This is a genomic window from Ruegeria sp. CDSA021, from assembly GCF_059612325.1.
Map to the genome: position 1 here is coordinate 16420 of NZ_JBXWQJ010000007.1, position 26107 is coordinate 42526.

At 57.1% G+C, this 26107-nt stretch carries 22 protein-coding genes and 1 tRNA gene; 4 read left to right on the top strand and 19 right to left on the bottom strand.

Annotation, left to right across the window (positions count from 1 at the left end; translation table 11 throughout):
- Positions 1-3: 3 nt before the first annotated feature.
- The 4 genes from AC2FLD_RS10935 to AC2FLD_RS10950 all read right to left on the bottom strand — a co-directional run bounded on the left by AC2FLD_RS10935 (position 4) and on the right by AC2FLD_RS10950 (position 4201).
- Entirely contained in the window at positions 4-738 is a 735-nt protein-coding gene (locus tag AC2FLD_RS10935) for an SDR family NAD(P)-dependent oxidoreductase (RefSeq protein ID WP_496669627.1), read from the bottom strand.
- Positions 735-1466, bottom strand: coding sequence for an SDR family NAD(P)-dependent oxidoreductase (locus tag AC2FLD_RS10940; RefSeq protein WP_496669626.1), 732 nt, complete (start codon positions 1464-1466; stop codon positions 735-737). Before AC2FLD_RS10940 ends, AC2FLD_RS10935 begins: the two co-directional genes overlap by 4 nt.
- Positions 1467-1480: 14 nt before the next feature.
- Positions 1481-2584 carry a mandelate racemase/muconate lactonizing enzyme family protein gene (locus AC2FLD_RS10945; protein ID WP_496669624.1) on the bottom strand — a complete coding sequence of 368 codons (1104 nt, stop codon included), beginning with the start codon at positions 2582-2584 and terminating at the stop codon, positions 1481-1483.
- 69 nt (positions 2585-2653) lie between these two features.
- The gene (locus AC2FLD_RS10950) at positions 2654-4201 is read right to left on the bottom strand and encodes a trimethylamine methyltransferase family protein (RefSeq protein WP_496669622.1); all 1548 of its coding nucleotides are present in this window, start codon (positions 4199-4201) and stop codon (positions 2654-2656) included.
- Positions 4202-4428: 227 nt separating this feature from the next.
- On the opposite strand from AC2FLD_RS10950, the gene AC2FLD_RS10955 reads away from it, so the two are divergent.
- From AC2FLD_RS10955 to AC2FLD_RS10965, 3 genes are all read left to right on the top strand, one after another.
- Positions 4429-5898, top strand: coding sequence for a flavin-containing monooxygenase (locus AC2FLD_RS10955; RefSeq protein WP_496669620.1), 1470 nt, complete (start codon positions 4429-4431; stop codon positions 5896-5898).
- The gene (locus AC2FLD_RS10960; protein WP_496669618.1) at positions 5895-6896 is read left to right on the top strand and encodes an alpha/beta fold hydrolase; all 1002 of its coding nucleotides are present in this window, start codon (positions 5895-5897) and stop codon (positions 6894-6896) included. Before AC2FLD_RS10955 ends, AC2FLD_RS10960 begins: the two co-directional genes overlap by 4 nt.
- Positions 6897-6951: 55 nt before the next feature.
- A tRNA-Met gene (locus AC2FLD_RS10965) sits at positions 6952-7028 on the top strand.
- Here the strand turns inward: AC2FLD_RS10965 and AC2FLD_RS10970 are convergent.
- The 4 genes from AC2FLD_RS10970 to AC2FLD_RS10985 all read right to left on the bottom strand — a co-directional run bounded on the left by AC2FLD_RS10970 (position 6985) and on the right by AC2FLD_RS10985 (position 12834).
- A complete protein-coding gene (locus AC2FLD_RS10970; protein ID WP_496669669.1) occupies positions 6985-8598 on the bottom strand; it encodes a recombinase family protein in 1614 nt (537 codons plus the stop codon). The genes AC2FLD_RS10965 and AC2FLD_RS10970 overlap by 44 nt on opposite strands.
- Positions 8599-8872: 274 nt before the next feature.
- Positions 8873-9307 (bottom strand): hypothetical protein, encoded by a 435-nt coding sequence (locus AC2FLD_RS10975; protein WP_496669617.1) that lies wholly within the window; start codon positions 9305-9307, stop codon positions 8873-8875.
- Complete coding sequence (locus AC2FLD_RS10980; protein ID WP_496669615.1) at positions 9300-11453, bottom strand: hypothetical protein; 2154 nt, start codon at positions 11451-11453, stop codon at positions 9300-9302. The genes AC2FLD_RS10975 and AC2FLD_RS10980 overlap by 8 nt, the downstream gene beginning before the upstream one ends.
- A 157-nt stretch (positions 11454-11610) precedes the next feature.
- The gene (locus AC2FLD_RS10985; RefSeq protein WP_496669613.1) at positions 11611-12834 is read right to left on the bottom strand and encodes a MobA/MobL family protein; all 1224 of its coding nucleotides are present in this window, start codon (positions 12832-12834) and stop codon (positions 11611-11613) included.
- A gap of 217 nt (positions 12835-13051) precedes the next feature.
- Here AC2FLD_RS10985 and AC2FLD_RS10990 point away from each other — a divergent pair, with 217 nt between their 5' ends.
- Positions 13052-13279 carry a hypothetical protein gene (locus tag AC2FLD_RS10990; protein ID WP_496669611.1) on the top strand — a complete coding sequence of 76 codons (228 nt, stop codon included), beginning with the start codon at positions 13052-13054 and terminating at the stop codon, positions 13277-13279.
- A gap of 103 nt (positions 13280-13382) precedes the next feature.
- Here the strand turns inward: AC2FLD_RS10990 and AC2FLD_RS10995 are convergent, their stop codons facing one another.
- The 11 genes from AC2FLD_RS10995 to AC2FLD_RS11045 form a co-directional block, all read right to left on the bottom strand.
- A complete protein-coding gene (locus AC2FLD_RS10995; protein WP_496669609.1) occupies positions 13383-15164 on the bottom strand; it encodes a thiamine pyrophosphate-binding protein in 1782 nt (593 codons plus the stop codon).
- Positions 15164-16573 carry an aldehyde dehydrogenase family protein gene (locus AC2FLD_RS11000; protein ID WP_496669607.1) on the bottom strand — a complete coding sequence of 470 codons (1410 nt, stop codon included), beginning with the start codon at positions 16571-16573 and terminating at the stop codon, positions 15164-15166. The genes AC2FLD_RS10995 and AC2FLD_RS11000 overlap by 1 nt, the downstream gene beginning before the upstream one ends.
- Positions 16554-17468, bottom strand: a complete 915-nt coding sequence (locus AC2FLD_RS11005) for a sugar phosphate isomerase/epimerase family protein (protein ID WP_496669605.1) — start codon at positions 17466-17468, stop codon at positions 16554-16556. Before AC2FLD_RS11005 ends, AC2FLD_RS11000 begins: the two co-directional genes overlap by 20 nt.
- A 154-nt stretch (positions 17469-17622) precedes the next feature.
- Positions 17623-18813 (bottom strand): Gfo/Idh/MocA family protein, encoded by a 1191-nt coding sequence (locus AC2FLD_RS11010; RefSeq protein WP_496669603.1) that lies wholly within the window; start codon positions 18811-18813, stop codon positions 17623-17625.
- Positions 18806-19480, bottom strand: a complete 675-nt coding sequence (locus tag AC2FLD_RS11015; protein WP_496669601.1) for a hypothetical protein — start codon at positions 19478-19480, stop codon at positions 18806-18808. The genes AC2FLD_RS11010 and AC2FLD_RS11015 overlap by 8 nt, the downstream gene beginning before the upstream one ends.
- A complete protein-coding gene (locus tag AC2FLD_RS11020) occupies positions 19470-20657 on the bottom strand; it encodes a Gfo/Idh/MocA family protein (protein WP_496669599.1) in 1188 nt (395 codons plus the stop codon). Before AC2FLD_RS11020 ends, AC2FLD_RS11015 begins: the two co-directional genes overlap by 11 nt.
- The gene (locus tag AC2FLD_RS11025; protein ID WP_496669597.1) at positions 20647-21462 is read right to left on the bottom strand and encodes a citryl-CoA lyase; all 816 of its coding nucleotides are present in this window, start codon (positions 21460-21462) and stop codon (positions 20647-20649) included. Before AC2FLD_RS11025 ends, AC2FLD_RS11020 begins: the two co-directional genes overlap by 11 nt.
- Positions 21459-22331 carry a shikimate dehydrogenase gene (locus AC2FLD_RS11030; protein WP_108859947.1) on the bottom strand — a complete coding sequence of 291 codons (873 nt, stop codon included), beginning with the start codon at positions 22329-22331 and terminating at the stop codon, positions 21459-21461. The genes AC2FLD_RS11025 and AC2FLD_RS11030 overlap by 4 nt, the downstream gene beginning before the upstream one ends.
- Before the next feature lies 1 nt (position 22332).
- A complete protein-coding gene (locus AC2FLD_RS11035) occupies positions 22333-24219 on the bottom strand; it encodes a bifunctional sugar phosphate isomerase/epimerase/4-hydroxyphenylpyruvate dioxygenase family protein (protein ID WP_496669595.1) in 1887 nt (628 codons plus the stop codon).
- Entirely contained in the window at positions 24219-25514 is a 1296-nt protein-coding gene (locus AC2FLD_RS11040; protein WP_170328647.1) for a TRAP transporter large permease, read from the bottom strand. The genes AC2FLD_RS11035 and AC2FLD_RS11040 overlap by 1 nt, the downstream gene beginning before the upstream one ends.
- On the bottom strand, positions 25511-26086 hold the full coding sequence (locus AC2FLD_RS11045) for a TRAP transporter small permease (protein WP_170460347.1): 576 nt from the start codon (positions 26084-26086) through the stop codon (positions 25511-25513). The genes AC2FLD_RS11040 and AC2FLD_RS11045 overlap by 4 nt, the downstream gene beginning before the upstream one ends.
- Positions 26087-26107 lie beyond the last annotated feature (21 nt).

A 26107-nucleotide genomic window follows, 5' to 3' on the forward strand; every position in this document is an offset into this window, starting at 1 on the left:
GCGTCAAGGCAAGCTGAGCTTGACCATGCGCCCGCCATCCACCGTATAGACCTGACCGGTTATAAAGGCTGCGTCTTCCGAGGCCAGAAATGCAACCAGGGCCGCAACCTCCTCGGGCCGACCCGTGCGGGCGACGGGATGAATGTTGGCAATGTCACGGCGGAATGCAACGGGATCGGCCATAGACTCGATGAAATCTTCGTTTAGATCGGTATCTATCCAACCGGGCGCAACGGCATTGCAGCGGATGCCCTCACTCCCATGATCCACTGCTACGGCACGGGTCAGGCCGTGCAGTCCCGCCTTTGATGCGCAATAGGCAGCGTGACCCGGGTTGCTGCCCAAACCTTCGATTGATCCGGTGTTGACGATGCTGCCTTTAGTTTCGCGCAAATAAGGCAGCGCAGCTTTGATCATCAGGAACGGAACAGTCAGGTTGACCATCAGGTTACGGTGCCAATCGTCAAGGCTCATGTCCTCGACCGTGGCTTCCTGCATCATTCCCGCATTATTGACCAACACGTCAAGGCGTCCGGCTTGGGCAATCACATCGTCGATCACTTGCGCAGGGCTGTCAGGATCGGTGAAATCCGCAGCGATGCCGTGGAATTCCGTGTCCTCGCCACGTTGGGCGGTGAAGACCTGTGCGCCGTCGTCCTGCAAACGTCGGGCGATGGCTTGGCCAATACCGCTGCGCCCGCCTGTGACCAACGCCACTTTTCCATCGTACCGCTTCATGAAACGGGTTTCCCTCCGTTGACCTCAACCAGCGTGCCGCAAACATAGCGCGACGCGTCCGAGACAAGGAACATGATGACGTCCGCGATATCCTCTGGCTCGGCTATGCGGCCCAGCGGCACGGTCTGGCCCAGCTCGGCCACGGCCGTATCGGGATCAAAGCCGCGCTTTTCAAAACCTGAACGCAGCATCGGAGTATTCACTTCGTTCGGGCATACGGCATTGATGCGGATTCCCTGATGCGCGTGGTCCATGCCCATGCATTGAGTCAAAGAGGCGATGGCGGCCTTGGTCATGCAGTAGACCGCGTGATCAGGCCCCGGGCGCAGACCCCAGCACGACGCGGTGTTGACGATGGCGCCACCGCCAGTTTCAGCCATGATCGGAATTGCAGCGCGACAGATGCGGAAAGGGGCTTCGACATTGACACCCAGTGACAGCGACCAATCCGCATCGGATGTATCCGCGACCGACCCGCGCGTGATGACGCCGGCGTTGTTGATCACGATGTCGAGCCCACCCAGCGCCGCAGCGGCGGCCTGAGGTAGGTTGTCGGCATAGTTTGGATCAAGCAGATCTCCGGGCAAATGCGCTTCGGCTTCGATATCATCGACTGACCGATCTGCGACGGAGACCCGGGCACCAGCTTCGCGCAAGCGTTCAACGATTGACGCCCCGATACCACCGGCTGCGCCAGTGACCAGAGCCGATTTTCCATTCAGGTTCATAAAGTCATCCACAATTAAAACGATGCAATCGGGTTGCCGAGTTGGCTTTCATCAGGCACCACGCCCAGCCCCGGCCCGGTCGGCAGTTCGATATGTCCGCCTTTGATCTGAATGCCATTTTCGGGATCGTAATTTCCTTCGATATAAGGCGCGGCAAGCCAGACGCCTTCCAGAAGGCCGGGTCGAACGGTTGCGCCGATATGGGTGCAGGCTGCGGCGACAATGTCTCCACCCCAACTGTCATCACAGGTATGCGGCAGGTTGCCGGCCTCGCAGATATCGCGGAACGCGCGCATGGGGTGCAAACCGCCGATCCGAGTAACTTTCATCCCGAACCCGTCGACCAAACCCGTCCCCGCTGCCGAAATCACCGTGTTCAGGCTGGTGCTATTTTCGTCCATGTAGATGCCATGTGTGACCTGATGCCGGATCTTCTGCAGATCCTCGATAGTATTGCAGGGCTGTTCCATGATGAAAGGGATTTCCGGGCACTCGCGGCTAACCCGCAAAGCGTCGCGCGTGGTCCAGCCCCGGTTGCCGTCCACGGCCAGACGCACACCCGACCCTTTGACGACGTCCCAAACCTTGCGGATGGTTTCGATGTCAATCTCGACCGGGCGACCCCCGACCTTGATCTGCAGACGCGGGTAGCCTTCGGCCATTTTCTCGGCGACCAGTCGGGCAATGTCGTCGGGCGCGCCGACGCCAGTGGCATAGTAGGACGGCACCTTGTCCGTGGTTGCTCCACCCAGCAGATCGCAGACCGGAACGTTTAGATGCTTGCCCAACAGATCATGCACCGCGATATCGATAGCCGCTTTCGCATACGAGTGCCCGTTCAACAGTCCATTCATCCGGCGGTGCAGGGTCAGGGGCAACGCTTCGGTGCCGACCAGGCCGGGGGCCATTTCAATTAACGCAGCGCGGGCACCTCTAGCGTGCGCCTCAGCATACGTCGGACCAACCGGGCAGGTTTCGCCCCAACCCACCAACCCGTTATCGGCCACAACTTTCACCAGCGTGGTATCAAGCGACCAAACCTCGGCATTGGCCATAGTATAGGGTCCGTCTTTGACCGGCAGGTCGTGGCTGTAGATGTGGAGTTCTGCGATCTTCATGTTGTTTACTTGTCCTGAACGAAAAAGGAGCCGCCCGGAATGCGGGCGGGCCAGTACGGGGAGTATATGTTAGTATGTCTGGTTCAACTCATCCGCAGCCGGAATTTCCCTCTCGCGGCGCGCGATATAGTCCAGAAGCGCTTCGTTTTTGGCTTCGTCCAGTTTGGGTTCTTGATACTCAGACAGCAATTTCCGGGCATGTTTCAAGGCGCGCTCGGTGATTTCCACCTCACCTTCCGCCACCCATTGTTCGATCGAGTTATTGTCGAACAGTTCCGGCATGAAGAATGCGGTCTGGAAATTGTCCTGCGTGTGCGGATGACCCAGATAGTGGCCGCCAGGGCCGACATCCGGAACCGCTGCCAGGGCCTGATCGAAGTCGTGCCATTTCGGACCTTCCGCCATCCGGTAGGCCATCGCGCATTGTTCCGCGTCAACGATGAACTTGGCGGTCGAGCAGTGCATGCCCGCCTCGTTCCAGCCTGCCGAATGCCAGATATAGTTGGCTCCGGCGTGGATAACCGCGCTAAGCGTTGTGGCGGATTCGTATCCCGCCTGCGCGTCAAACGTCTTGGCCCCGCCCAGCGTATTCGAGGTGCGCCATGGCACGTCATAGTACCGCGCCATCTGACCGATCATGAAATTCATCAGGCTGATTTCAGGCGTACCTGCCATCGGCGCACCGGATTTCATCGACACGGTCGACAGGTAATGCCCCCAAATTGCCGGGCATCCTTTGCGAACCACCTGTGTGTAGGCCAGCGCCGACAGCGCCTCGGCGGTCAATTGTGCCACGGTCGCGGGCACCGATGCGGGGGTGTTCGCGCCACCCAGAACGAAGGGCGAGCACAAAACCGGCTGGTTGCGACGGCAGAAGGCCCGCATCGCGCCCAGCATTGTTTCATCCCAGACCAGAGGGCTGTTGCCGTTGCAGTTGCCGGTGGTGACTGGATGGTCATCGATGAAATCCTCGCCGAACAGAATGGCGCACATATCCATCACGTCCTCGGCATTCTTGGGCGAGGTGGTCATGCCCATAAAGGTCTTGTCCGAGTATTTCATCGACGAATAGGTGATGCGCAGATGCCGCTGACTGATCGGGTGATCGTAGGGCTCAACGATATGGTGGGCCGAACTGTGCAGTGCGGGCATCATGTGCGACAGTTTGTGGAACATCGCCAAGTCGTCCAGCGTCGGGTTCCGGCGCACGTCATCCAGATCGCGCAAGAAGGGGGCCCCGGTCATCGGCACAAAAATTGAGTGCTTGCCGCCCAGCGCAAGGTTCTTTTGCGGATCACGCGCATGGTACGTGAATTGCGCCGGAATGGTCGAAATCAGCTCGCGCACCATGTTGCGATCCAGATAGACCAGCTCTCCGTCAACTTTGGCGCCAGCTTTCTTCCAGTCTTCCAGCGCGATGGGGTCGCGAAACTGAACGCCCACGTTTTCCAGAATATCCATCGCCGCATTGTCGATGCGTTCGACCTGACTTCCGTCCATGACTTCACAGACAGGAATGCCCCGGGTCAGACCCGGCAGCATGGTAAAATTCGGAGCGGTACGTTGGGCGCGGCGGGCGGAGCGTCCGCCGGACCGCGCGGCAGTGCGAGTAGTCAAAGGGCAATCCTCCAATTTTCAAACAAATTGGCGGATTCGCAGAGCGATCACCTCTCTGATTGCGATATGTGCTTGCAGGAAGCGACACTGACCACATTCCACGATTTTAGCTCGCGCAGCGCAAATGAACCTTTGTTTACCTTTCGTTAAGTGACCTGCTTCACAGTCAATCATGTGCATACATCTGCAACAGGTACCCGTATGGTTGTTTCGGGAGGGGCGCAGAAATGCACCACATGACAGAGATGCTGATTGTTGGCGCCGGGTTTTCTGGGCTGACGATGGCGCTTGAGGCACGCAAACGCGGCATCAAGGATATCGCCATTCTGGAAAAAGCCGATGATATCGGTGGTACGTGGCGCGAAAACACCTATCCCGGTGTCGCCTGCGATGTGCCGTCGCATCTTTATTCCATGGCGACCCACCCTAATCCGCACTGGAGCCGCGCTTATGCCGAAGGCGCTGAAATTCAGGCCTACCTGAAGGATGTCACGCAGCGAGAGCAGCTGTATGACCTGTGCCATTTCGGGCAGGAACTGAAATCGGCCAGATGGGATGGCGCGCGCTGGCAGGTTGAAACCGTCGACGGGCAGCTGTGGTCGGCCCGGTTTCTGGTTTCGGCCATCGGAGCGCTGCATCATCCCAGCATTCCAAATCTTCCCGGCGCGGACAGTTTTCCCGGCCCCTGTTTCCACTCGGCCCAGTGGGATCACGACGTTGATCTAACTGGAAAACGCGTGGCGGTTGTGGGCACCGGGGCGTCGGCCGTTCAATTCGTACCAGAGATTGCCAAGGTTGCGCGTCACGTCACCATCTTTCAGCGCAGCGCGCCTTACGTCATGCCGCGCCCGGATGGCGCAATCGCGCCTTGGGTGCGCAAGCTATATGCCCGCCTTCCCTTACTGCCACGTATCCGGCGCAAACTGATTTTCATGTTTTTCGAGTTCCGCCACCGCGTTTTCAGGGGCGAGGAACGGGCGATGAACTTTGCCCTAAAGATGTGGCGCAAATCGCTGGAGCGGGCGATTACCGACCCCGAAGAACGGCGTATTCTGACACCCGACTATCAGATTGGTTGCAAACGTATCCTCAGCTCGAACGACTGGTATCCAGCCCTGGCCCGCGACAATGTCAGCGTTGTGCCACAGGGTGTTGCCCGCATCGATGGGGATACTCTCATCGCGTCGGATGGCACTGAAGTCCAAGCCGATGCGCTGATCTGGGGCACCGGGTTTCACGTGACCAATGTGGTCGAGCGGCTGGACATCACTGGCGCAGATGGCGTGACACTACGAACAGCCTGGGCAGACGGCATGAACGCACATCTGGGCACAGCAATTTCAGGCTTTCCCAATTTCTTTACCCTTCTGGGCCCGCATACAAGTCTGGGCCACAACTCGGTCGTGCTGATGATCGAGGCGCAGGTCGGTCATATCGGCCGCGTCCTAAGCGAGATGCAGCGTAAGGGGTTTTCCGCAATCACACCGGATGCGACGAAACAGGCGGGTTTCACGCAAGAGATGCAGGACCGTCACGCCGACAGTGTCTGGCAGACCGGGGGATGTACATCCTGGTACATTGACGAAGACGGCAAGAACACGACTTTATGGCCAGGGACTGTTGGCGAATTTCAAGCGCGTATGGCACAGTCGGGATTGGAACAATACACCCTCGTTGGGCAGGAGCCAGCCAGATGACACTTATTCTAAGCCTGATTGCAGCCTGTGTCGTTTTTCTTCTGGCTATGGCTCTGTGGACCCGGCTGATTACGCGTCAGGGGCTTAGAACCGTGCCACAAATGGGCCAGATCGTGCCTGTGCAGGGCGGCAGCATCCACTATGTGGAAAAGGGCAATCCTGACGCACAAACGCTGGTCCTTATCCATGGTTTGGCGGGACAATTACAGCATTTCACCTACGCCTTGGCCGATCAACTGGCCGAAGAATACCACGTCATTGCGCTGGATCGTCCCGGCTGCGGATATTCAACCCGCGACACGGCAGAACTGGCACAATTGCCGCATCAGGCGGCGATGATTGCCGAGTTTCTCGAAATCAAACGTGTGGATCAGGCCGTACTGGTCGGACATTCACTGGGTGGCGCAGTGTCGCTGGCGCTGGCTTTGGACCACCCCGAACGAATATCGGGGCTGGCGTTGCTGGCCCCCGTGACGCACAGGCTGCCCGAAACTCCGGTGATCTTTAAACCGCTCAATATCCGGTCAGAATGGCTGCGCAGCCTGATCGCCAACACAATTGCGGTGCCCATGGCCTCAAAAACAGCGCCGTACAGTCTGGGCGTGGCATTTGGCCCTGAAACCCCACCAAATGACTTTCTTGACCGTGCAGGCGGTGCGCTTGGGTTGCGCCCATCGGCCTTTGTCACGGCCTCGCAAGACGTTGCGGGGCTGGATGCCAGTTGCGATGCACAGGTTGCCAGATATCCGGAACTGTCCGTGCCCGGGGGTATATTGTATGGCCGTCAAGACGCGCTCCTGTCCCCTGCCCTTCACGGGCCACCGATGACCAAGTTTGGCCTGAGTTATGAAGAGCTGGACGGGTTAGGGCATATGATCCTGATCACGGAACCAGAGATATGTGCGGCGTTTATCCGCAAGATGGTGAACGCCACGACCGCTTCGAAGCCGCCCAAGCAGAACCGGGTGCCTGAGCCTTTGAAAGAAATCCCCAAGTAGCGTGATTTCCCTCTTGACCCTCACCGGCCCCTCGCTTACATCGCCTCTCACTCAAGGCGGAGTAGCTCAGTTGGTTAGAGCAGCGGAATCATAATCCGCGTGTCGGGGGTTCAAGTCCCTCCTCCGCTACCACTAAACCCCCCACTTTTTTGGAACGGTTTGAAACCAGGGCGCTAAGGCGGCCTTTCACTTCGACCGGCACGCCGCCTTCCTCGGTCGGAGACACAACGATCTCCGAAATCAAGCCGCGCACCGCATCACGTGCTTTTGGATTCGGATTGCCGTCATGCGACTGCATGGAAGAGATCATTTCATCCAGTGCCGTGACATAACTGGATGCTGTCGCAGGATTGAATTCGAGCGCCTTCTCCTTCTCGTCAAAGCTGGCCAATACGTCCGCGGCAACTGAGGCGCGTTCTTTGGCCTCGGTCAACTTTGCCTCGCCTTCGACTCCTTCAAGAATTTCCATCTCAAAAAGCTCGATACGGCGCGATAGCAGCTTGTTAGCTTCTGCTAAAGCGCGTTCGAGCTTCTTCCTGTCCGGTTTGTCCGCTGCGTTGAGTTTGCGACGTTCTTCATTGTAGGTGCGGATGAACTCATCGATGTAGGTTGGCTCAGACAACTCCTTTCGCAGTTCGGTCAGCAGAGCGCTCTCGATCTTGTCGAGGCGAACCTTCCCGTTATTGTTGCAGGAGCCACTCTCTTTGGCCGTTGAGCAACGGATGCGGATGGTATTGCCGTTTCTGTCATGAATCGACATGCCGCCACCGCAGCACCCGCATTTGATCAGCCCCGAGAACGGGCGCACAGGGTTTCGGGTCGATTTTCCCGATCGCTTGGCCGCAGACTGCGTGGCCAAACGCCGCTGAACTGCGTCCCAAAGTTCCTCTTCGACAATACGAAGGTGCGGAACTTCCGCAAATTTCCAGTCTTTGACCGGCTTTTCACGGCTGACCCTTTTGCCTGTTGTCGGGTTTCGTACCATTTTGACGCGATCCCAAACGAGTATGCCAGCATAAAGGGAATTTCTGAGAATACCGTAGCCGCGCTTGCCGTTTCCGTTCAGCGTTGACGCGTTCCACTTCGTCCCACGAGGCGGTAACTCACCGCGAGCGTTGAGATCATGAGCAATATCTCGCGGGGAGGCTCCTTCTGCGTAGGCCTTATAGATTTGGCAAATAACTTCCGCTTCGTGTGCCTTGACCTGGAGCTCCCCGGGTTTTCCCGCAATAGGTGAGTAACCATAAGCCTTACCGCCGGCACTCAAACCTTTGGCTATGTTGCCTGACATTCCGCGATGCACTTTTTCACGCAGATCTTTGAGGAAAACCGTACCGACGAAGCCGCGAAGGCCAATCTGGAGTTCCGACTGTACCCCCTCGCTGGCTGAAATGATTTCGACGCCAGCGTAGCTAAGCAGTTTATGCACCTTATGAAGATCACCTGCGTCCCGGCTGATCCGATCAACACACTCCACGACCAGTGCATCAATTTCCCCCGCACTCGCCGCTTCGAGAAGATTAGCAAAACCAACTCGCCCAATCAGAGTCTCAGAGGTTTTGGCCCTGTCTTCGAATGTCCGGACCTCCCTATAGCCTTCACTTGTCAGGTAGCGTCGGCAGAGCTCCACCTGATCTTCAATGGAGCGCTCCGACTGGAGCGTGGTCGAATAGCGGGCGTAGATCGCAGCGCGGCGTTGCATTCTCTCGAGTTCCTCGCGTCTTGTTGTGCTGCCGCCCGGGCCAATTCCCGGACGAGCTCAAGCAAACCAACATCTGGCGTCGGGTTTTGCTTTGCTGCTGGGGACTTGGTGATCTCTTCACAAATCGAAAAATCGGTTTGGATCGGTTTTTGAACTGTCATGGTGCTCGCTTTATGTTTCAACGAGCGTGAGATCGGTCTCCTTTAGAAAATTTAGAAACGCAGTTTAATCCGAACGGTTCGGAGAGCGAGAAACGCTCTCCGATAGCGGCAGGCTAAGTCTGCGCTTCTGCGATCACTCGACGAGATATGCGGTCGGCACGACGCAGGTTCTGGATGAGTTGAAGACGCCTGCGAAGCGTTACCAAAGGTTCAACCGTCAGGTTCAGTTCGGCTGCCCGATTTGTCAGCCGCTTGTTGATCCAAGCACCGCCCGGGCAATGCTCGTCTGCGATCACCTCGCTTACCCATCCATCTTCTATCTCAGCCAAGACAGGCTGGAGCAGAGATTCGAGATCGTCGAGATCGCGATCACCGAACATTTCGCCCGCACGGAGGCGCGAGCCAAAACGATAGGCTATGCGCGCGCCGCTGGGTTCCAGATTGTCGATCAGCATGTCGAGTGCCTTTGACGCTGAGGGCACCATGTTCAGCGCTTCGAGGATCGCCGCTTCGATCGGCAATAACTGCTGCGCGTTGCTATCATACATAGCGCACCTCCTGCGTATCCGGCCGTCCCTTGCGACGCGTTTCAACCGTGACGGCGCGTATCTTACGACCCGAGCCTCTGCGTCCGAACCTGCGGGAGCGCCGGATATCTCGTTCTGCATGTAGTCGTGCGCGAACGCGATGAAGCCGATCCAGCGCTGCGTCGGCGAGTTCACCCAATACGGGCGTCCCCGCGGAGTTTCTGTCGAAGCCGCTGTTGTTGACGGAGACGGAGACGCGTCGAGCGGCATTGAAGCGTGTCGGCGCCCGCAATGATGCCTGTTCGCGCTCCTCTTCCGACCGCACATCAACGCAATAGGCCTGTTTGCGTGGACACGGGTTCGTGGTGCCGTAGGCCAGAACCGCAAAGCGCTCACCCGCCATTTCCTCGACATCAATTACCAGCGACGGCCGAACCTTGGGATCATCCTCTCCCATCGTTTCATGGGGAAAGCGAAACGCGACGACATCGCCAACTTTCAAACGGGATTTCCAGTTCTCACAGGGCAGCGCGATTTCAGTTTGAAGTGTCATGGGACATCCTTCATCGAAGTTGCAAAGAGCCGCGTCTTCCACCTTGTTTGGGCTGGTTCCCACTTTCGGCTGCGCGACATCCGGACTGCGCAGTCGAAAGTGGGAAGCCTGCCCTTTCCGCCGTTTCGGTCCTTGCCCGTGCGCTGTTGTCTGGTCTGTTGCAGCTTTCCGATCTGTCGCCAGCGTGTTCGAAGTGTTTCCAATGGGTCGGTTGACGGGTGTTTCTGACCGCTGCGCCTCTGTTGGAGGGCCACAGAGTTCTCTGTGTCCAGAATGGTTCCCCTGTAGAGGACATGGACCTGTCCGGTCCGGAGCAACGGGCAGCTCTGGGAGTGTTCCTGCCTTCTTGCGCGCGTAATACTGGGACCTACCAAGACCATAGTTCAGCCAGGGCTTGTTTCTCGACGCGCTGTTTTCCAGCAGGTACTGGTCTCGAGAGACACTCCCCTGCGCAGCACGTCGCTCTCGTTCCTGTTTAGCCTTTCTGCGTTGTCGCTCTTCGGCTGGCATCACTTGGCGCATGTTCAACTGACGCGCCATATCGGCCGATACGTCGAGACGCTCCGCGACAGTCGAACCCCGGTAACAATATCTCTCACTCTCGCGTGCGTTGTCGGAGGCTTGCAGCTTTGACTTCGCAAGAGCCTGCTTGATGATTGCGTTTGTTTCATTCCTGCATAGCCTGGGGGTTGCCGTATCTGCCGCTCGTTGAATGCGACCCTCGATGCCCTTGGTATCTGACTGATGAGTCAGGCAGGTCGCATAGAAATGCAGCCATGTGTTTCGGTATCCCTCGGGGATCACCCCACCATGGTGAATCCGGTAAGCCTCGAGATCTTTCCGTATCTGTTCAAAGCGCTCAGCTTGCGTCAAACCTCGAGGCATTGTCCGGCTACCCGGCACCCGATCCTGCCGCTGCTTGCGGCGCTCCGTAAGCTCGGAACGGGTGGGCCGCCCGACGGCGACAAAAATCTGATCAGCAAGGACATCAAAATCCTGGCGTTGGCAATTCCCACCAGAGACCCGAACGACCCGACCCGGTTTCTCGTTTCGAGTGCCGGGAATGCGAAAGACGCGAGCTGGGTCGTTGCAAGAACGATCCGAAGCAAAGGGAGCAAGCAGATCCATCAATGCCCGGATTGCCGCCTGCCAGCGGGATAGTGCAGCAGGTGGCATCGAATGGATCAACCAGATTGCAGCCAGTCCCCGTCCCGTTCGCAAATAGAATGATGGCTCAGAGACACCGCGCATCAGAAGATGGCCCGCGACGGCTGCCTGAACGTTCTCTTCACCCTCAGCGCGCCAGCCGGGATCGTTGTGAAAGTCCAGATCGACATAGAGCGTATTCAGACTTGCCAGGCTGGAGTTCCTGCGTCGACCATTGAACCGGTTCAACGAGATGAACGATGTGCGATCCAGCAGCGCATGAAGGCACGCTACAATCCCATCCGGAGAGCGGGTGAATTGTTGGCTGGCCTCCCCGGAATTCTTGATCAGAACGGCAGGCTTACCAACCGCACCGACGGGATGGAGAAGCTGAACATACTCCTCTGGCGAAACGGTGTGGGTGTCATCTGAATGCGGGGCAAAGTCGCGCGGATCGGTGTGCTTCATCCGCGGGAATTGGCTCTACGGTTGTAGGCACAGAAAAATCCAAGCAAAGAAAGGCAAGGCCCGGGTGACGTCCCATGCTCGTCAACCGATCAACGGCTCGAGTCCAAACAATATCGATCGCATCCAGTATTGTGCCCTGCAAAAACGGGATTCGGTGTCATCTTGTACGCTGACGCGGCTTGCGTGTTCTTACACGCCGTATGTTGGAAACCCGATCATTCTGCTGGAGCTGAGGTAGGTGATACGCCTCAAGGTCGACATCAGAGGAGAATTCCTCATCGAGGGTATCTAATGGATCGGCTTCTATACCTTCTGTCGCCCATCGTACCGCTTTCTGGTATGCTGTTTCAGTTCTGAGACATTCTATTTGCGACGAAGCTTCCAGCGCAGCATTCACTTCGCGCTCGGATCTCGCCTCCATCATTCGACGTTTCTCATCGCTGGCCATTTTCTTGCGGACAGCCTCTCTCTCCCGCGCGATACGCTCCGCTTCGAGGTCATCTCTCTGACGCTCCAGGGCGCGCAGCTGCAACCAAGAGTGCCAGAGTGTTGAATTGTGTTCTTGGACAGCCTGGCGCCGTACTCCGGCAACTGTGTCGTCGCTTCCGCTTTCTTGCAGTCTGCGGCGCGACCTTGCAGATCTGCGTGGCCCGACATGATCTTGTCTTGCCAGGCCTTGCGGTGCATCGCCCGTCTTGGCCATTTCGGCATACGAACGAAGATCAACCCGCGCTGGAGAGCCAATCCTGCGCAGGGCCGCGTTGGTCCGCTTTTCCCATTCTCCACGGATACGCTTGATTTCTCCTGGGCCTGAGGTTCTGTCGTCAAAAATACGCGTTTTCTCACCAAAGTCGCCTGTGATCCTATCAACCTTCCGGGTCGTCACCAGGATGTGGGCGTGGAAATTCAGGTTGGTCTTCGATGGATTGAAGAGCCTCCGCTCGTAGTCTTCTCGCGTCAGTTCGAGTTTGCCCGCGCTGTGCCGTTTCTCTTCCTCAGGGCACAAGAAACGCGGCGCGTGAATGTCGGCTTGAACGGCAACGCCGTATTTATCGCGAAGCCAGAGGCAGAAGCTGCGGACAAGCCGGACCTGCTCGGGAAGCGGTAGCTCGCGCGGCAGGGATGGGCGCAGTTCGCGGATGACTCTTGCATTCTTTCGGCGTTCCGAACGCTCGGCAGCGTTCCAGAGCTCCTCGGCGTTTCCTGTCCAGTTGATCAATTCATGAGACAGTAGGCCACCCTTTCTGCCCGGCGAAAACCGTCGTCCAACCCGCGCATCCCGGAAGGTGGTGCGCGCGGTGTAAGCGGCGGATTTGACGGCGGAGCGACCGTCGGCACGAGAATGCAGGATGACTTCGAGTCTGCTGGCGGGGTGTATCATGTAAAGGACATCGGGCCCCAACCCGATCTCCGCACAAAAAAGCCCGGGGCAGGCGCGCAGGCAAACCCCAAGTTTGCGTAACTGCGCGCATTGCCCAACGGGCATGCGGACGGTCGCTCACAAGCGGCCTGGCGAAGCCACATTTTCGCGCCCGGGTGGCGAAGCCGGGGTCCAGGCCGCATTTCCTGTTCGACCACCACGATCAAGGGAGAACGAAATGGCGGATCTGGATCAACAAATCGAACAGGCGCGCGCGAGACTCAGGGACCTGCAGGCACGGGCGAGCAAACAACGACGACGTAATGAAACGCGCAAAAAGATTATCTATGGCGCCGCTGTTTTGAAGCTTCTCGAGGAAATTGAGAGAGACAAAGCTGATCGGTTGCTCAAGCTTCTGCACGAACGTATCTCACGCGACTCAGATCGAGAGCTGTTAGGGCTGTAAACCCAGTTAGATCTTCTTGAGGCACTGCCCGCTCTCAGAAGGGTTGGCTGACTTGGGCCTATTGAAAGAAAAAAACTGGCGCGGCTTACCGCGCTCAGTATCGTCAGGTCGCGACGTGAGAAACATCCTTGTCCGGCGAATAAATGTCCAGGATGTTCCAATGACCGGTCGTTGGTGTCGGGTTGTTGATCATTGGCACATCCAGCACGGTTGGTTTGCCGCTGGCGATTGCCGCTTCCAATGCAGGCAACAACTCGTCAGCAGCGCCGAGTCTGTGCCCTTCCGCGCCGTAGGCTCGCGCTATGTCGGCATAGCCCGGTCCGTTTGCGGGTGCGGCGGCTGATCCGGGGAACGTCGTTCCATAGGTCAGACCGTAGTGCGCTTTTTGAAGGCCGGCGATAGTTCCGAAGGCGTTGTTGTTCATAACCAGCCAGATGATGCCCAGATCGAGTTCGACGGCAGTCGCGAGCATCGAAGGATTTTGACCGAATCCACCATCGCCAACCAGGCTAAGCACCACGCGATCAGGTGCCGCAAGTTTCGCGCCGATCGCGCCTGGAGGACCGAAACCCATCGTCGCGAACCCGCCCGGGGTCAGGATTGAACCCGGCGTCAAAATGTCGAACTGTTGCCCGACACCGTTCTTGTTCCATCCAACGTCCGTGGTGATGATGGCATCCTCGGGCAGTGCCTTGCGGGTATCTGCCAGAATACGCTCAGGCATCATTGGAAAGGTAGATGAGGTCACCATTTCAACATTGCGCGCTTTGAAGTCCGTCCGGAAGCCAGCGATTTTCTGCTCCAGCGTGGGGCGCTTGAAGCCGTCCGGATACATCTCGCGGGCGACCCGGTTGAGGACGAACAAAGCGGCCTTGGCGTCAGCAACGACTCCGATCTCGGTGGGATAGTTCCGACCGATCTCCTGCGGCTCAATGTCGATATGAATGACCTTCGATCCGGGAATGTTGAACGTGTAGCCAGGGTACCAACTTGAACAATCAGCCTCTTTGAACCGAGTGCCCACGGCAAAGATGTAGTCCGCATTCAAGCAGGACTGGTTGACCAATTCGGTGCCCCAAAACCCGGTCATTCCCAGCACAAGCGGATGGTCGTCTCGCAACGCGCCTTTACCCATCAGGGAATGCGCGACTGGAAGGCCCATATGTTCAACAAATTTTCGCAACTCCTCGCTGGCCTGTGCCAGAAGAATACCACCTCCGACATAAGCTACTGGGTTTTCGGCCTTCGCAAGTGCCTCGACAATCTCACGCGCGGTTTCGTCGTCGATCGATGGTTTCTTGAGCGCGTTCGTGTTACCGAGAATACGATCAAAGCTGTCCGACGGGATGACTTCCGAGAAGATGTCCATCGGCACATTGACCAACACGGGGCCAGGCTGACCGCTTTCCGCGAGGTGAAACGCCTTCTCCAGAATCTCGGCCATCAGGTCGGCGCGATCCACGCGCCAAGCGCGCTTCACGAAGGGTCGGTAAATCTCCCATTGGGCTGCGTCTGCATGCAGGTTCACTTCCTGATGCGGATGTTTACCGTAGTAATGCGTGGGAATGTCACCCGCGATCACGACCATCGGGATACAGTCCAGTGCGGCGTTGGCGACCCCGGTGGCGCAATTGGTCAGCCCCGGGGAGAGATGGGACAGCACCACCGAGGCCTTGCCCGTCACGCGGGCATATGCATCCGCCGCGTGGCTGGCGATTTGTTCGTGTCGTACTGTGACGAAATCGATGGGACTTTCCGCCAGCGCAGCCAGAACCGCAATGTTCGTGTGCCCGCACAGGCCGAAAACGTGCTTGACCTCACGGCGTTCGAGAAAGTCAACGATATGTTCGGCAACGGTTTTGCCGTCCAGTTTCGCTCCGTCCATCACGCGACCTCCTGTCCGTAGAACTCACCGAACAGCTCCGGCTCCGAGGGGCGATCCTCCGGGATCGGGCGGCTGACCCAGGTGTAGTTCATCATGTGTTTCATTGTGACGTTTTCGTTGGTGATGTTCCCGCCCCAGATGCCGCAGCCGAGGCTGCTGGTCATCGGCATGCCATTGGTCCAGGCACCTGCATTAGCCTTAGATTGTGGCTGCCGGACCATCATACGGCTGACCGGAGCCAGACGCGCCAACCGATCGATGTGATCGTCATTGTGGCTATAAATCCCGCAGGAATGGCCCTTACCTCCGGTGTTGTAGATCTGGCTGACCGTTTCCAACGCGTCATCGAACGTGTCGAAGTGATATAGCGCCATCAGCGTGGTCAGCTTTTCCTTTGAGAACTTGTGCTGCGGCCCGATTTGGTTCTGATTTTCAACCATCAGAAACTTGCGATCTTCGGGGATCGAGAACCCGGCGACCTTAGCCGTTTGCTGAGGCGGACAGGCGATAGTCGGGAACGTACGGTTGCCCTTTTCGTCCCACATAGTGGCTTCGAGCATAGCCTTCTCTTCATCCGAACACAGGTACCCGCCTTCGGCCTCCAGCGCCTTGATCATATCGTCATAAACCGAGCGCTGGATAATGATGTTACCGTCAGCCGAACAACCCGACCCAAAGTCAGACGTCTTTGAAATGCGCGTGTTCTGCGCGGCGATGTCCAAGTCGGCTGTTTCATCGATAACGATGGATGAATTGCCCGCGCCTACGCCATAGGCTGGACGCCCCGAACTGTAGGCCGCTTTGACCATAGGCTTGCCGCCAGTCGCCAGCGTCAGGTCGCAGATCTCCATCAGATGTTGCGTCAATGGGATCGACGGTTTGCGAATGGATTGAAACAGATCTTCGGGGGCTCCGGCGGCACGACAAGCTGCACGCATGACCTCGACCATTTCATAGGTGGTATGGGCGGTTCGCGGGTGCGGGCTGAAGATGACCGCATTTCGCGCGTTGGCGGCGGAAACACCGGTCACTGGTGGTGTCATCGCCGGGTTGGTCATTGGGATCAAGGATGCGATCACCCCGGCAGGTTTGGCATATTTCACCAGACCTTTTTCCTCATCCACCTCGACGATACCGGTCGATGGAGTGCGCAAGACATCACGCAATACCATGTGAACCTTGAAACGCTTCGCAGGGCGTCCTTCGCGATCTCCGATACCGCTTTCATCCACGCCTTGCTGAGCCAGACGCGTGAAGGTTTTCTCGTTCCCCGCATACCACGCAATGGCCTGAGACAGGCGGTCCAGCCTGTCCTGATCCCAATCCTCGATTTCGGCCATTGCAGCGCGTGCGCGTGCCAGCATATCGGCCGCCATGTTGCGGTCGTTTTCAGTGAGCTCTTTGCCCATGATGATCCTCTTGGTGTTTTGGAATTGCAGCATCGGACATACGACGCTGTGACCGCGCCTGGCCGAATGTTCGCTTGGCGTGGCTGAGACAGCGACGCGCGTGTTCTTCATATCCCAACTCGGCAACGCGGCTTTGGTTGGGCAGTTCGATGGAATAGTCGACGGGCGGCATCCGTTCGATGATGCCGGTGAAATCGATCCAGCCTTCGCCGGGGTACAACCTTGCATCACGGGCCAGCTGGATCATGCCCTCGCGCGTATCGGCAATGCCGGGCAGGCAATCAGAGATATGCAGGAAATGAAACAGATCCGAGGGGACGTGCAAAAGCTCTCCGAGATCAACGCGGCTGAGGTGCAGATAAAGCGTATCGACCAGAATACCGCCATTCGACTGGTCGGAGGCACGGACAATATCCAATGCCTCATCCAGAGTGCGCAAGCGAGAGAAGCTTGGAAACTCCAAATCGACTGTCAGCCCATAGGTCGCTGCCAACTCGCAGGTCTCGGAATAGACGTCGATCAGAAAGTCACGATCATCGCGGGTGTTGGTCCACGCACTCATGATCATGCGCTTGGCGCCCAGTTCCCCGCCAATCTCAAGAGAAGGCTCAAAACTGCGCGGATCGACATCTTCTGTGATGCGCGCAAGTTCGACATCGAGGACTTTCAAGCCAGTGGTAGAGAGAGCAGTTTTGGTGGCTTGCACCTGTGCCTTGTCGATTGGAGATTGAGTGAACTCACCGGGTACATGCATCGGGATAAACCGGGGGCTGACGGCATCGTAACCGGCCCGCGCGGCGATATAGACCAGCTCGGGCGGCGTACAGCCGATCAGCGTCAGATGCGCCAAGGAGTAAAGAGAGGGGCTTGCGCCAGCCTCTTCGGGTTTCGCCATGAACGACAGCTCCACGTGTCTGCGAATCTCAATTTCATCACACGTAGTAAAAAATATCTGATATTTTTTAAAATATCAACTTTTAATGCTGAGCAGGAAATGAAAGCGCCCGGGCAACTGCCCGGGCGTGTTTTACATTCGTGTTGGCAGAACCTTAGAGAGTGACCCATTCCCCACCGGACTGGTGAGAGCGCACAGAGGCTTCAATGAATCGGACACCGTCTGCACCTTGTTCAACACTGGGATAAGCAAGCCAATCGGCCGGAACGGTAACGCCATCCCGACGCGCGGCTACGGCCATGGCAAATTCCGTATAGAGGTTGGCCCAGGCTTCGATAATCCCTTCGGGAAAGCCGCGCGCCGTACGGATCAGACGCTCCGCACCAGGTCCGATGCCGTGCCCGTGACCTCGGCTAATGATACGATCCGGCTCACCAAACCGATTGAACTTCAGCTGTTCCGAATTCTCCAGGTCCCACTCGAGACCTCCCTCGTTCCCATATATCCGCAACCGCAACCCTCCCCGATTCCCGGGGGCAAGGCGTGTCGCCATCAGGGTTCCCGGAACCTCGTTTTGATAGCGGGTGAACATGAATGCTGTGTCTTCCAAAGGCTTTGGCGCGCCGCAGACATGAAACTCGGCCCGTAGGTTGGTCAAGGGCAGGCCCGAGACAAAACTGGCCAGATGCGCGGCATGGGTTCCGATATCGCCGACACAGCTGGTCGGACCAGAAATCTTTGGGTCCAGCCGCCATTTGACATGGGGCGCATCAGCCACATCATCGGGCGTCATCCAGTCTTGCATGAACTCGACGTGGATTTGGTTGATTTTACCGATGCCGCCTTCCGCCACGATTTGTTTGGCCTGACGGATGACCGGAAAGCACGACATCGCATATCCGACGGCAAAGACCTGTCCCGTGCGCGCGGCGATCTTCTCAAGCCCCTCGGCCTCGGCAACTTTGTTGGTCAGGGGCTTGTCGCATAGTACATCAATGCCCGCCTCCAGAAAGGCTTTGGCCGCTTCGAAATGAACGTGGTTCGGGGTGGTGATCATGACGGCATCTACGCCATCCGGGCGTGCCGCCTCGGCCTTTGCCATCTCGTCGAAGGACGCATAGCACCGGTAGGCCGGCAGGAACCACTCGGCCCCGCGCGCCTTGCTTCGCATGGCGTTAGAACTGAGCGCTCCTGCAACGACCTCCCACCGGTCGGTCATCCGCGCGGCCGTTGCCTGCGTGACAGAGATACGTCCGCCGCCAACAACACCCAGCCGCAAACGGCGAGACAGGCGGGGGAAAGGTCCGTCAAAGTTCAGATTTTCGGGTAAAAGTCTCTCAGCCATTCTGAACCTCCATCTCAGGAACCTGCGCGCCTTCTGGCAGTATTTCGACAGCCATGAAGATGCTGGGGGTAATCGTCTCGTATTGATGCCAGGGATAGTTGCCGTCGGCGTCATACATCGGCTTGTGCGTCGTGCCGGGGGCCATGAATTCTTCGAGGTAAAGGGTTTCAACGTCCCATTCGCGGCATTGCTGCATTTTACCAAAGCCCACAATTTGCGTATGCACTTCGCGGAACCCCGGCACCGGACAGAACGGATGTTCCTTGTGCAATCCAACATTCAGTGGAACCGAGCCCGAGTGGTACATAGTCAATCCAACGTTACCCACAAAGACCTTTGGCGACATGTAATGGCTGACACCGCGCAGACGCTCCTCTTGGCGGATATCAAAAGCAGATGGCCACGTATCTTTCACCCATTCAAATAACTCGTTCTCATCGGCATGGGCGTCGAAACCGTGGACAATGACTGCATGTTCCACGCCGTTAAGCGTGCTATCTTGCACGATAACGGACGAAAGCGGTGCAACGGTCTGATCCACGACTGAAAGGTCTCGTCCCCCAAGGTTCAGAACAATTGCACGACCCTCGACAGATATTCTGTCTTCGTCAGTTATGTGCTGGACGCGAAAGAATGGCTGGGCAAAGTCGAGTGTCTCAATCGGCATGCGCCAACTCCTTCCTCTCTTCGTTCAGGAAATCGACCGGCAGAGGTTTCGGTGCTGCGCAACGGCTTTCTATTGTCTGGTAAGCACCAAATTTCGGCGCCCGTTCAATCGCGTCCATGACCTCAAACACATGGTAGGCAAGCGCTCCACTCGCGCGGGGTTGGCGGCCTTCTTGTGCCGCCAGGGCCAGGTCCAATAAGCCGAGGCCACGGCTGTCTTCGTTAAACCCTTGTTTGTTTTCGACCACCTGCCAGTCCCCACGACCGGTTGGACGAGGTTGATGAGACCAGCGCGAGGTCTCCCGCGTTTTCAACCAGACATCCCCTTGAAAGATATTGGCGCCATGAACCGGGTCAGGGTCAGGGATGCTTATAGTTCCGTCTTCGCCATAGATCTCGAAACGGGGCGTTTCGCTGTCCCAGACATCAAAACTCATTGTCATTGACCCGATGGCGCCGGACGAGAACTGCAGTAGGCTTAGGGAGTGCGTGTTGACCTCGACATCCATCCACTCTCCGTTGCGCGGACCGTTTTCGATCATCCGCTGGTCAAATGTTCGCCGCGCCATTCCGGCGACACGGTCAACAGGCCCAAGACAGCAGATCATGGCGGTCAGATAATATGGCCCAAGGTCCAGCAAAGGTCCTCCACCCGCCTGATAGTAGAAATCCGGGTTGGGGTGATGGCGTTCCGTGCCGTGGGTGCCAACATGGGCAAAAACCCCTGTTGGCTTCCCGATAGCGCCTTCATCGATCAAACGCCGAACGGTCTGCCAACGACCGCCCAGAAACGTGTCGGGCGCGCAACCAACCAGTCGCCCCTTTTCAGAGGCCGTGTGCAGGATCGCCTTTCCATCCGATCGGTTCATGACCAGTGGCTTTTCGGAATAGACGTGCTTGCCCGCCTCTAACGCGCGCAGGCTGATTTCGGCATGCGCCGCCGGAATTGTCAGGTTCAGAACGCAATCAATCGCCGGGTCGTCAAACACGTCATCCGGCGTGCAGGCCTTGACGATGCCGTATTGATCCGCCTTGGCGCGGCTTTCTAAAGGATCGAGGCTTGCGCAGGCCACAACCTCGACGCTCGAAAAATTGGATAGTGTTTTTAGATAGATGTCGCTGATACGACCACAACCAATAAGGCCGACCCGGAAGGATTTCGATGTCTCACGTGTCATCATTCCTGTCTTCGTAAAGGGGTAAGTAATTCGGTGGCATGGGCCCTTTGTTCCGACCGCCCTGCCCCATCTGCTCCCAGGCGTGGGCGAGTATTCCGACCGAACGGGACAGGCAGAACAGCCCTCGCGACAAGGGTGCAGGAAAGCCAAGTTCGCAGAAGATCACAGCTGTCGCGCCATCGATATTCATGGCGATGGGCCGACCTCCGCGTTGACGGCCGAGTTCGGCCTGAACCTCTTCTCCGATATCGGCAAACCGGCCAGAAACTGTGCCTTCTGCCGCGGCATCACGAACAAGTTGCATCAATCGTGGTGCGCGTGGGTCCACAGGCTTGTGAAACCTGTGACCAAAGCCCGATACGATCTTGCCGTAGGTCTCGCGCCAGCTGTCCAAGCCATCCCGAACAGCGTCATTCAACGATGCTCCCGCATCCATTCGGCCCGCAATATCATAGTACAGCTCTGCACACTGCTCTCCTGCCCCGCCGTGCACGTCGCCCAGCATGTTCACCGCAGTCGCCATCGCATTATTGAGACCTACCCCGCAGGTGGCGGCCATACGCGCAGCCGCGATTGAGGGAGCCTGTGGGCCGTGATCCACGCCTGCGACCAAAGCAGCTTCGAACAAGCGCGCTTGTGCGTCGCTGGGCAGATCACCCCGCACCATCAGCCAGATCATCTGCGGGAAAGATACGTTCCCGATCAGGTCCTCTATGGCGTTGCCACGAAAAGCGATCTGACCGGGCTTCATGTCGATGATGGAGGTACGCCACCATTGGCGGATAGCTTGCTCGTCGTTTGTCATACCGTTGCACCTCTAAACTCGCGCATGCGCTGCTGACGAAGTGAATCGAAAACGTTTTGAAGACGACTGATTGAGGCGGTGCAGCCGGTGAAGATTTCAAAAGACGCTGCAGCCTGATGAACTGCCATTCCAGCACCATTCATCACTTTTAACCCAGTTGTGCGGGCGCTGCTCAGAAGATGTGTCTCGAGCGGGAAATATACTATATCTGCCACCCAAGCATCCGGCCGCAACAATGATGGATCAATTACCGACCCGGGGTACTTATCCATCCCGAGCGGTGTTGCATTGACCACTCCGTCCACAAATTTGACCCGTTCCAACGAAATCGAGGGGGAACCCTGAAGCTTCGCACAAGGGCGCAAGACCTTTAGTCGACTGACCAGCGCCTGCGCTCGGTGGAAGTCAGGATCGATGATCTCCAGATCTCGAACACCTGAATCAAGCAAAGCCAAAGAGACTGCACTGCCCGCGCCACCAGCACCAAACATGAGAACCGTTTCAGTCTTCGATGATCCCAAAAAATCTCCGAAGGCACTGTGGAAACCTATGTAATCGGTGTTGTGGCCAACCATTCGGTCGTCACAAAAAACCACCGCGTTGACAGCTTGAAGCTCCTCAGCAGTCTTGGAAAGCTCATCGAGATGATCAATGACCGACGCTTTGTAGGGGTGTGTCACGTTGACCGCCGCACAGCCTAATTCAACGGAATAATGCAGTAAATCAGCGACCGACATTCCACGAAATGGCTCTTTTGCCGTGTCGATCCTACCGTAGCTCAGATCGATACCCTGCGCCCGGCCCTCCGCCTCGTGCATCTCAGGCGTCATGGAGCCAGAAATCCCTTGTCCGATTAGTGCGGCCTTCATATTAGGTTGTTCCTTCCGCCACGTGGTGTCGCGTTTGCGCCGCTAATCGAAACGCAGCGTTACGCGCGCCATAGCCGGCGTAAGCAGTTCGGCGCTCAACAATTTCAAAGAAAAAGCCGTTAAAAATGGGGCGACTGTAGATCTGAAAGTACTCGGCACCCGCCGCCTGATCGTAGAGTATGTTATCCCTGCGCATTTGGGCGATCAGGTCTTCACTTAACCCGAATGTCGCTTGCAGATCAGCGTAGTAGTTTTCTGGGATAGACAGGCTGGGAAAACCGGACTTCCGCAATTGGGCTGAGGTTTCAAATATGTCGTCCGACTGGAAGGCGATGTGCTGAACACCGGCACCAAAACCGTCTTCAAGGAATGAAGCCGCCAGTGTTCGACGCCCAACTGCACCATTCAGGTTTAAACGCACTTCGCCTTCGGGGCTTTCGATGGCTTGGCTTTGCACAACACCCAACGGGTCGGCAACGTTCACGATCGGGGATTTTGCCATCTCAAAAGTCGAGATGTAATAGAGCAGCCAGCTTTGCATCTCATCGTTACGCATCGTCTGTGCCAGATGGTCGATGCGGCGCAGACCGGCGGGCTGGATCGCTTTGGTCTTGGCGACTGGCTCGAACTCGATATCCCACACCCGATGCAGATCGGATTTCTCATCGATGAAATGGACAACATTGCCACCAACGCCCCGAATGGCCGGGATATCCAGTTCCCCTGTTCCCACCGGCTGTGAGAAATTCGGCGCGCCCAACGCGTTGGCGCGCTGAACCGTCTGATCCGCATCTTTGACACGCAACCCCATATCACAAACGGAAGGGCCGTGACCCAGGAAGGCCGAATGGGCAAAACCTTCCTTTTCGGTATTCACAACGATGTTGATCGCGCCTTGCCGCCACAGCTCGACGGACTTGGCGACGTGTTTTCGCTCCATTCGAAAACACATTGCTGACAGCATATCTGCCAGCTGCGCGCCGCTTGTTTCGTCGGCTGTAAATTCGACGAACTCAAAGCCTGACGCGTAAACGCGTTCCGGCAGGTTCGGGATGCCGAAATCGGTTCCCGGCTCGGTCCGCGACACCTCGTCCAGCAGATTGACCAGCGATCTGTAGCTGTCTCGGGCCAGTGTTCGACCACCCGGTTGCGGGGCCGCTTCGTTGACGCGCGCGATGGACCACGGCCCCTTGTACCCGGCGCGGGACAGCACCCGCACGAAGCCCGCAAGGTTCAGCGATCCCAGACCGGGCAAAAGCCCGAAGTGCCGCTTGAGCCTGCGGATATCCATCTCAAGCCGGGGTGCATCGGACAGTTGCACATGGAACAACCGCTCTCCGGGAATGTCTCGAAGGCGGGCGGGTTTAGACCCGTCAGCGAGCGAGAAGAATGAGTTCAAAGCCAACCCCAGATGAGGGCTGTCGACAGCTTCAACGACGCCTAACGCCTGTTCATCCGAGTGAATAAGATCTGACCACGGCAAGCCCATATAGGCCAGACGCAATCCCATCTCTTTCGCGATTTGGGCCGCTTCGCCAAGATCTGCGACTACCTGTTCTTCGGTCGCAGCGACATCGACCTCGAAGGCAGACCCGATAAGCAGCAATTCCGTTCCCAGCTCGCTCATCAGGTCGAGTTTGCGCTTCAGTCGATCAAAGGCGCGCTCACGTCCGGCTTCGGGCTGGCCTTCAAGATTATGGAAGGGTTGTAACAGGCATATCTTCAGGCCGAGGTCCGATGCAATCTTGCGGACTTGCGATGGCGGCCCGTCAAAAGCGGTCAAATCCGGTTCGTGTAATTCGACACCTCCGAATCCCGCGTCAGCGATAGCACTCAGTTTTTCGGCCAGATCACCGGGGATCGACGTTGTCGAAACCGAGAGGCACATTATCCCTGATATCCAAACATACGCGGCAACCACAGGACCAGATCCGGCATCAGCATCATTATCACCAGGGCGAAGATGAGAACCGCGAGGAAGGCCCAGATTTCGGAGATGATTTCGCGCAGCGGAATGTCCGTCACGGCGTTGATCACAAAGAGTAGAATGCCATAAGGCGGAGTGATCAGGCCGATCATCGAGTTCACGACGACCAGCACTCCGAAATGCACCAGATCAATCCCAAGCGCTTCGCAGGTTGGAATGAACAGGGGCACAATCACGAGGATGATCGTTGTTGCGTCTAACACGCATCCCAACGCAAGGATCAGCAGGTTAACCAGGATCAGGAACACAATCGGGCTTACATCAGAACCCTCCAGCAGCGCCGAGATCGACTGAGGAATTTGCTCCTGAATGACGATGAAGTTCAGAATGAACGCGCCACCAATGACCACCCCGACGGCCGCGGAAGAGCGCGCGCTGTCGACGAACACTTGATAAAGGCCACGGAAGGTCAGTGCGCGGTAGAACAACGCTGCAAGTAGCAGGGCGTAGAACGCAGCCACGGCTGCAGCCTCGGTCGGAGTGGTGACGCCGCCATATATGCCGTACAGCAGGATTGCGGGCATCAGCAGTGCCGGAAACGCGTTGGCGGTTTTAGCCGGCAATTCGCGCAGAGGAACAGGTTCTTCCAATGCAAAGTTCCGCTTTCCGGCCAGATAGTAGTTCATCGCCATGAGGACGACGCCCATGATCAGGCCCGGCAGAATACCGGCTAAGAACAGAGATCCGATGGAGGCCTTGGAAACGAGCGCGTACAAAACCATTGGGATCGAGGGCGGAATGATCGGGCCAATCGTCGCCGACGCCGCGGTAATAGCAGCAGCATAACCTCGGCTGTAGCGGCCATCCTTGGTCATCATCTCAATGATGATCTTGCCGATCCCCGCGGCATCCGCGACAGCCGAGCCGGACATACCGGAAAAGATCAGGGACGCTACCACGTTGACGTGCCCGAGGCCGCCCTTGAAACGACCGACAGCGGCTACGCAGAAGTTCAGCAGACGGTCCGTGATCGAACCAGCATTCATGATATTCGCGGCGACGATGAACAACGGCACGGCAAGCAGGATCGTGCTTTTGTAGAAGCCCTGCAGGATCTTCTCGCCTGCGAGTGCGACGTCCAATCCGGCCGTGCCCAGGTACACTAATGAGGCCAATAGGATGGAATAGCCAATAGGTGTCCCGATGCCTGCCAGAAGAAAGAGAGCGAGCAGGCAGGAAAGAAGTTCAAAACTCATTTCTTAACTTCCTCGTCCTCTTCGACGTCGACACGGGGATGGTCGTCAACCACGTTGTACCCAACAACCAGTTCCAACTCTGTCTTTGGGGGGCCATTGCGCATGACGTCGAAGAATAGCCACGCGTAGCGCGCTGCTACGACCAGCATGAATACCGCGTAAATCGAGAATACTGTGCGCAAAGGTATCTTCTCGCCGGAAAACGGATTGCGGACAGTCGATGTCTTTCGGATTTTCATCCAATCGATGTAGTCCCATGTTGGAAGGAAGCTGTAGAGCATACCGACCACGATCGCTGCGGCCGCCAGCATCGCAAAGACCTGCCGCACGCGCATCGGCACGGAAAGGTAGATGATGTCGAACTTCACGTGATCCCGTTCGCGCACTATGAAAGCGCAACTAAAGAAGATCACCCAGACCCACAGAATACCGATGAGTTCAAGCGTCCATCCGGCGGGGGTAAAGAAATAGCGCAAGAGTATTTGCAATAGGAAGATCAGGAAGATTGCCGCCAGCATCCCACCGGCAATCGCTTCGGTCAGTCGGGAGAACCCCTTTATGAAGGCTTTCATTATGGTTCTCCCTCCCTTGTC

What these genes read in the sequence shown, in the direction of transcription:
- AC2FLD_RS10935 (WP_496669627.1), bottom strand. Translation starts at nt 738, where the DNA reads ATGAAGCGGTACGATGGAAAAGTGGCGTTGGTCACAGGCGGGCGCAGC.
- AC2FLD_RS10940 (WP_496669626.1), bottom strand. Translation starts at nt 1,466, where the DNA reads ATGAACCTGAATGGAAAATCGGCTCTGGTCACTGGCGCAGCCGGTGGT.
- AC2FLD_RS10945 (WP_496669624.1), bottom strand. Translation starts at nt 2,584, where the DNA reads ATGAAGATCGCAGAACTCCACATCTACAGCCACGACCTGCCGGTCAAA.
- AC2FLD_RS10955 (WP_496669620.1), top strand. Translation starts at nt 4,429, where the DNA reads ATGCACCACATGACAGAGATGCTGATTGTTGGCGCCGGGTTTTCTGGG.
- AC2FLD_RS10960 (WP_496669618.1), top strand. Translation starts at nt 5,895, where the DNA reads ATGACACTTATTCTAAGCCTGATTGCAGCCTGTGTCGTTTTTCTTCTG.
- AC2FLD_RS10970 (WP_496669669.1), bottom strand. Translation starts at nt 8,598, where the DNA reads ATGCAACGCCGCGCTGCGATCTACGCCCGCTATTCGACCACGCTCCAG.
- AC2FLD_RS10975 (WP_496669617.1), bottom strand. Translation starts at nt 9,307, where the DNA reads ATGTATGATAGCAACGCGCAGCAGTTATTGCCGATCGAAGCGGCGATC.
- AC2FLD_RS10980 (WP_496669615.1), bottom strand. Translation starts at nt 11,453, where the DNA reads ATGAAGCACACCGATCCGCGCGACTTTGCCCCGCATTCAGATGACACC.
- AC2FLD_RS10985 (WP_496669613.1), bottom strand. Translation starts at nt 12,834, where the DNA reads ATGATACACCCCGCCAGCAGACTCGAAGTCATCCTGCATTCTCGTGCC.
- AC2FLD_RS10990 (WP_496669611.1), top strand. Translation starts at nt 13,052, where the DNA reads ATGGCGGATCTGGATCAACAAATCGAACAGGCGCGCGCGAGACTCAGG.
- AC2FLD_RS10995 (WP_496669609.1), bottom strand. Translation starts at nt 15,164, where the DNA reads ATGGACGGAGCGAAACTGGACGGCAAAACCGTTGCCGAACATATCGTT.
- AC2FLD_RS11000 (WP_496669607.1), bottom strand. Translation starts at nt 16,573, where the DNA reads ATGGGCAAAGAGCTCACTGAAAACGACCGCAACATGGCGGCCGATATG.
- AC2FLD_RS11005 (WP_496669605.1), bottom strand. Translation starts at nt 17,468, where the DNA reads ATGGCGAAACCCGAAGAGGCTGGCGCAAGCCCCTCTCTTTACTCCTTG.
- AC2FLD_RS11010 (WP_496669603.1), bottom strand. Translation starts at nt 18,813, where the DNA reads ATGGCTGAGAGACTTTTACCCGAAAATCTGAACTTTGACGGACCTTTC.
- AC2FLD_RS11015 (WP_496669601.1), bottom strand. Translation starts at nt 19,480, where the DNA reads ATGCCGATTGAGACACTCGACTTTGCCCAGCCATTCTTTCGCGTCCAG.
- AC2FLD_RS11020 (WP_496669599.1), bottom strand. Translation starts at nt 20,657, where the DNA reads ATGACACGTGAGACATCGAAATCCTTCCGGGTCGGCCTTATTGGTTGT.
- AC2FLD_RS11025 (WP_496669597.1), bottom strand. Translation starts at nt 21,462, where the DNA reads ATGACAAACGACGAGCAAGCTATCCGCCAATGGTGGCGTACCTCCATC.
- AC2FLD_RS11030 (WP_108859947.1), bottom strand. Translation starts at nt 22,331, where the DNA reads ATGAAGGCCGCACTAATCGGACAAGGGATTTCTGGCTCCATGACGCCT.
- AC2FLD_RS11035 (WP_496669595.1), bottom strand. Translation starts at nt 24,219, where the DNA reads ATGTGCCTCTCGGTTTCGACAACGTCGATCCCCGGTGATCTGGCCGAA.
- AC2FLD_RS11040 (WP_170328647.1), bottom strand. Translation starts at nt 25,514, where the DNA reads ATGAGTTTTGAACTTCTTTCCTGCCTGCTCGCTCTCTTTCTTCTGGCA.
- AC2FLD_RS11045 (WP_170460347.1), bottom strand. Translation starts at nt 26,086, where the DNA reads ATGAAAGCCTTCATAAAGGGGTTCTCCCGACTGACCGAAGCGATTGCC.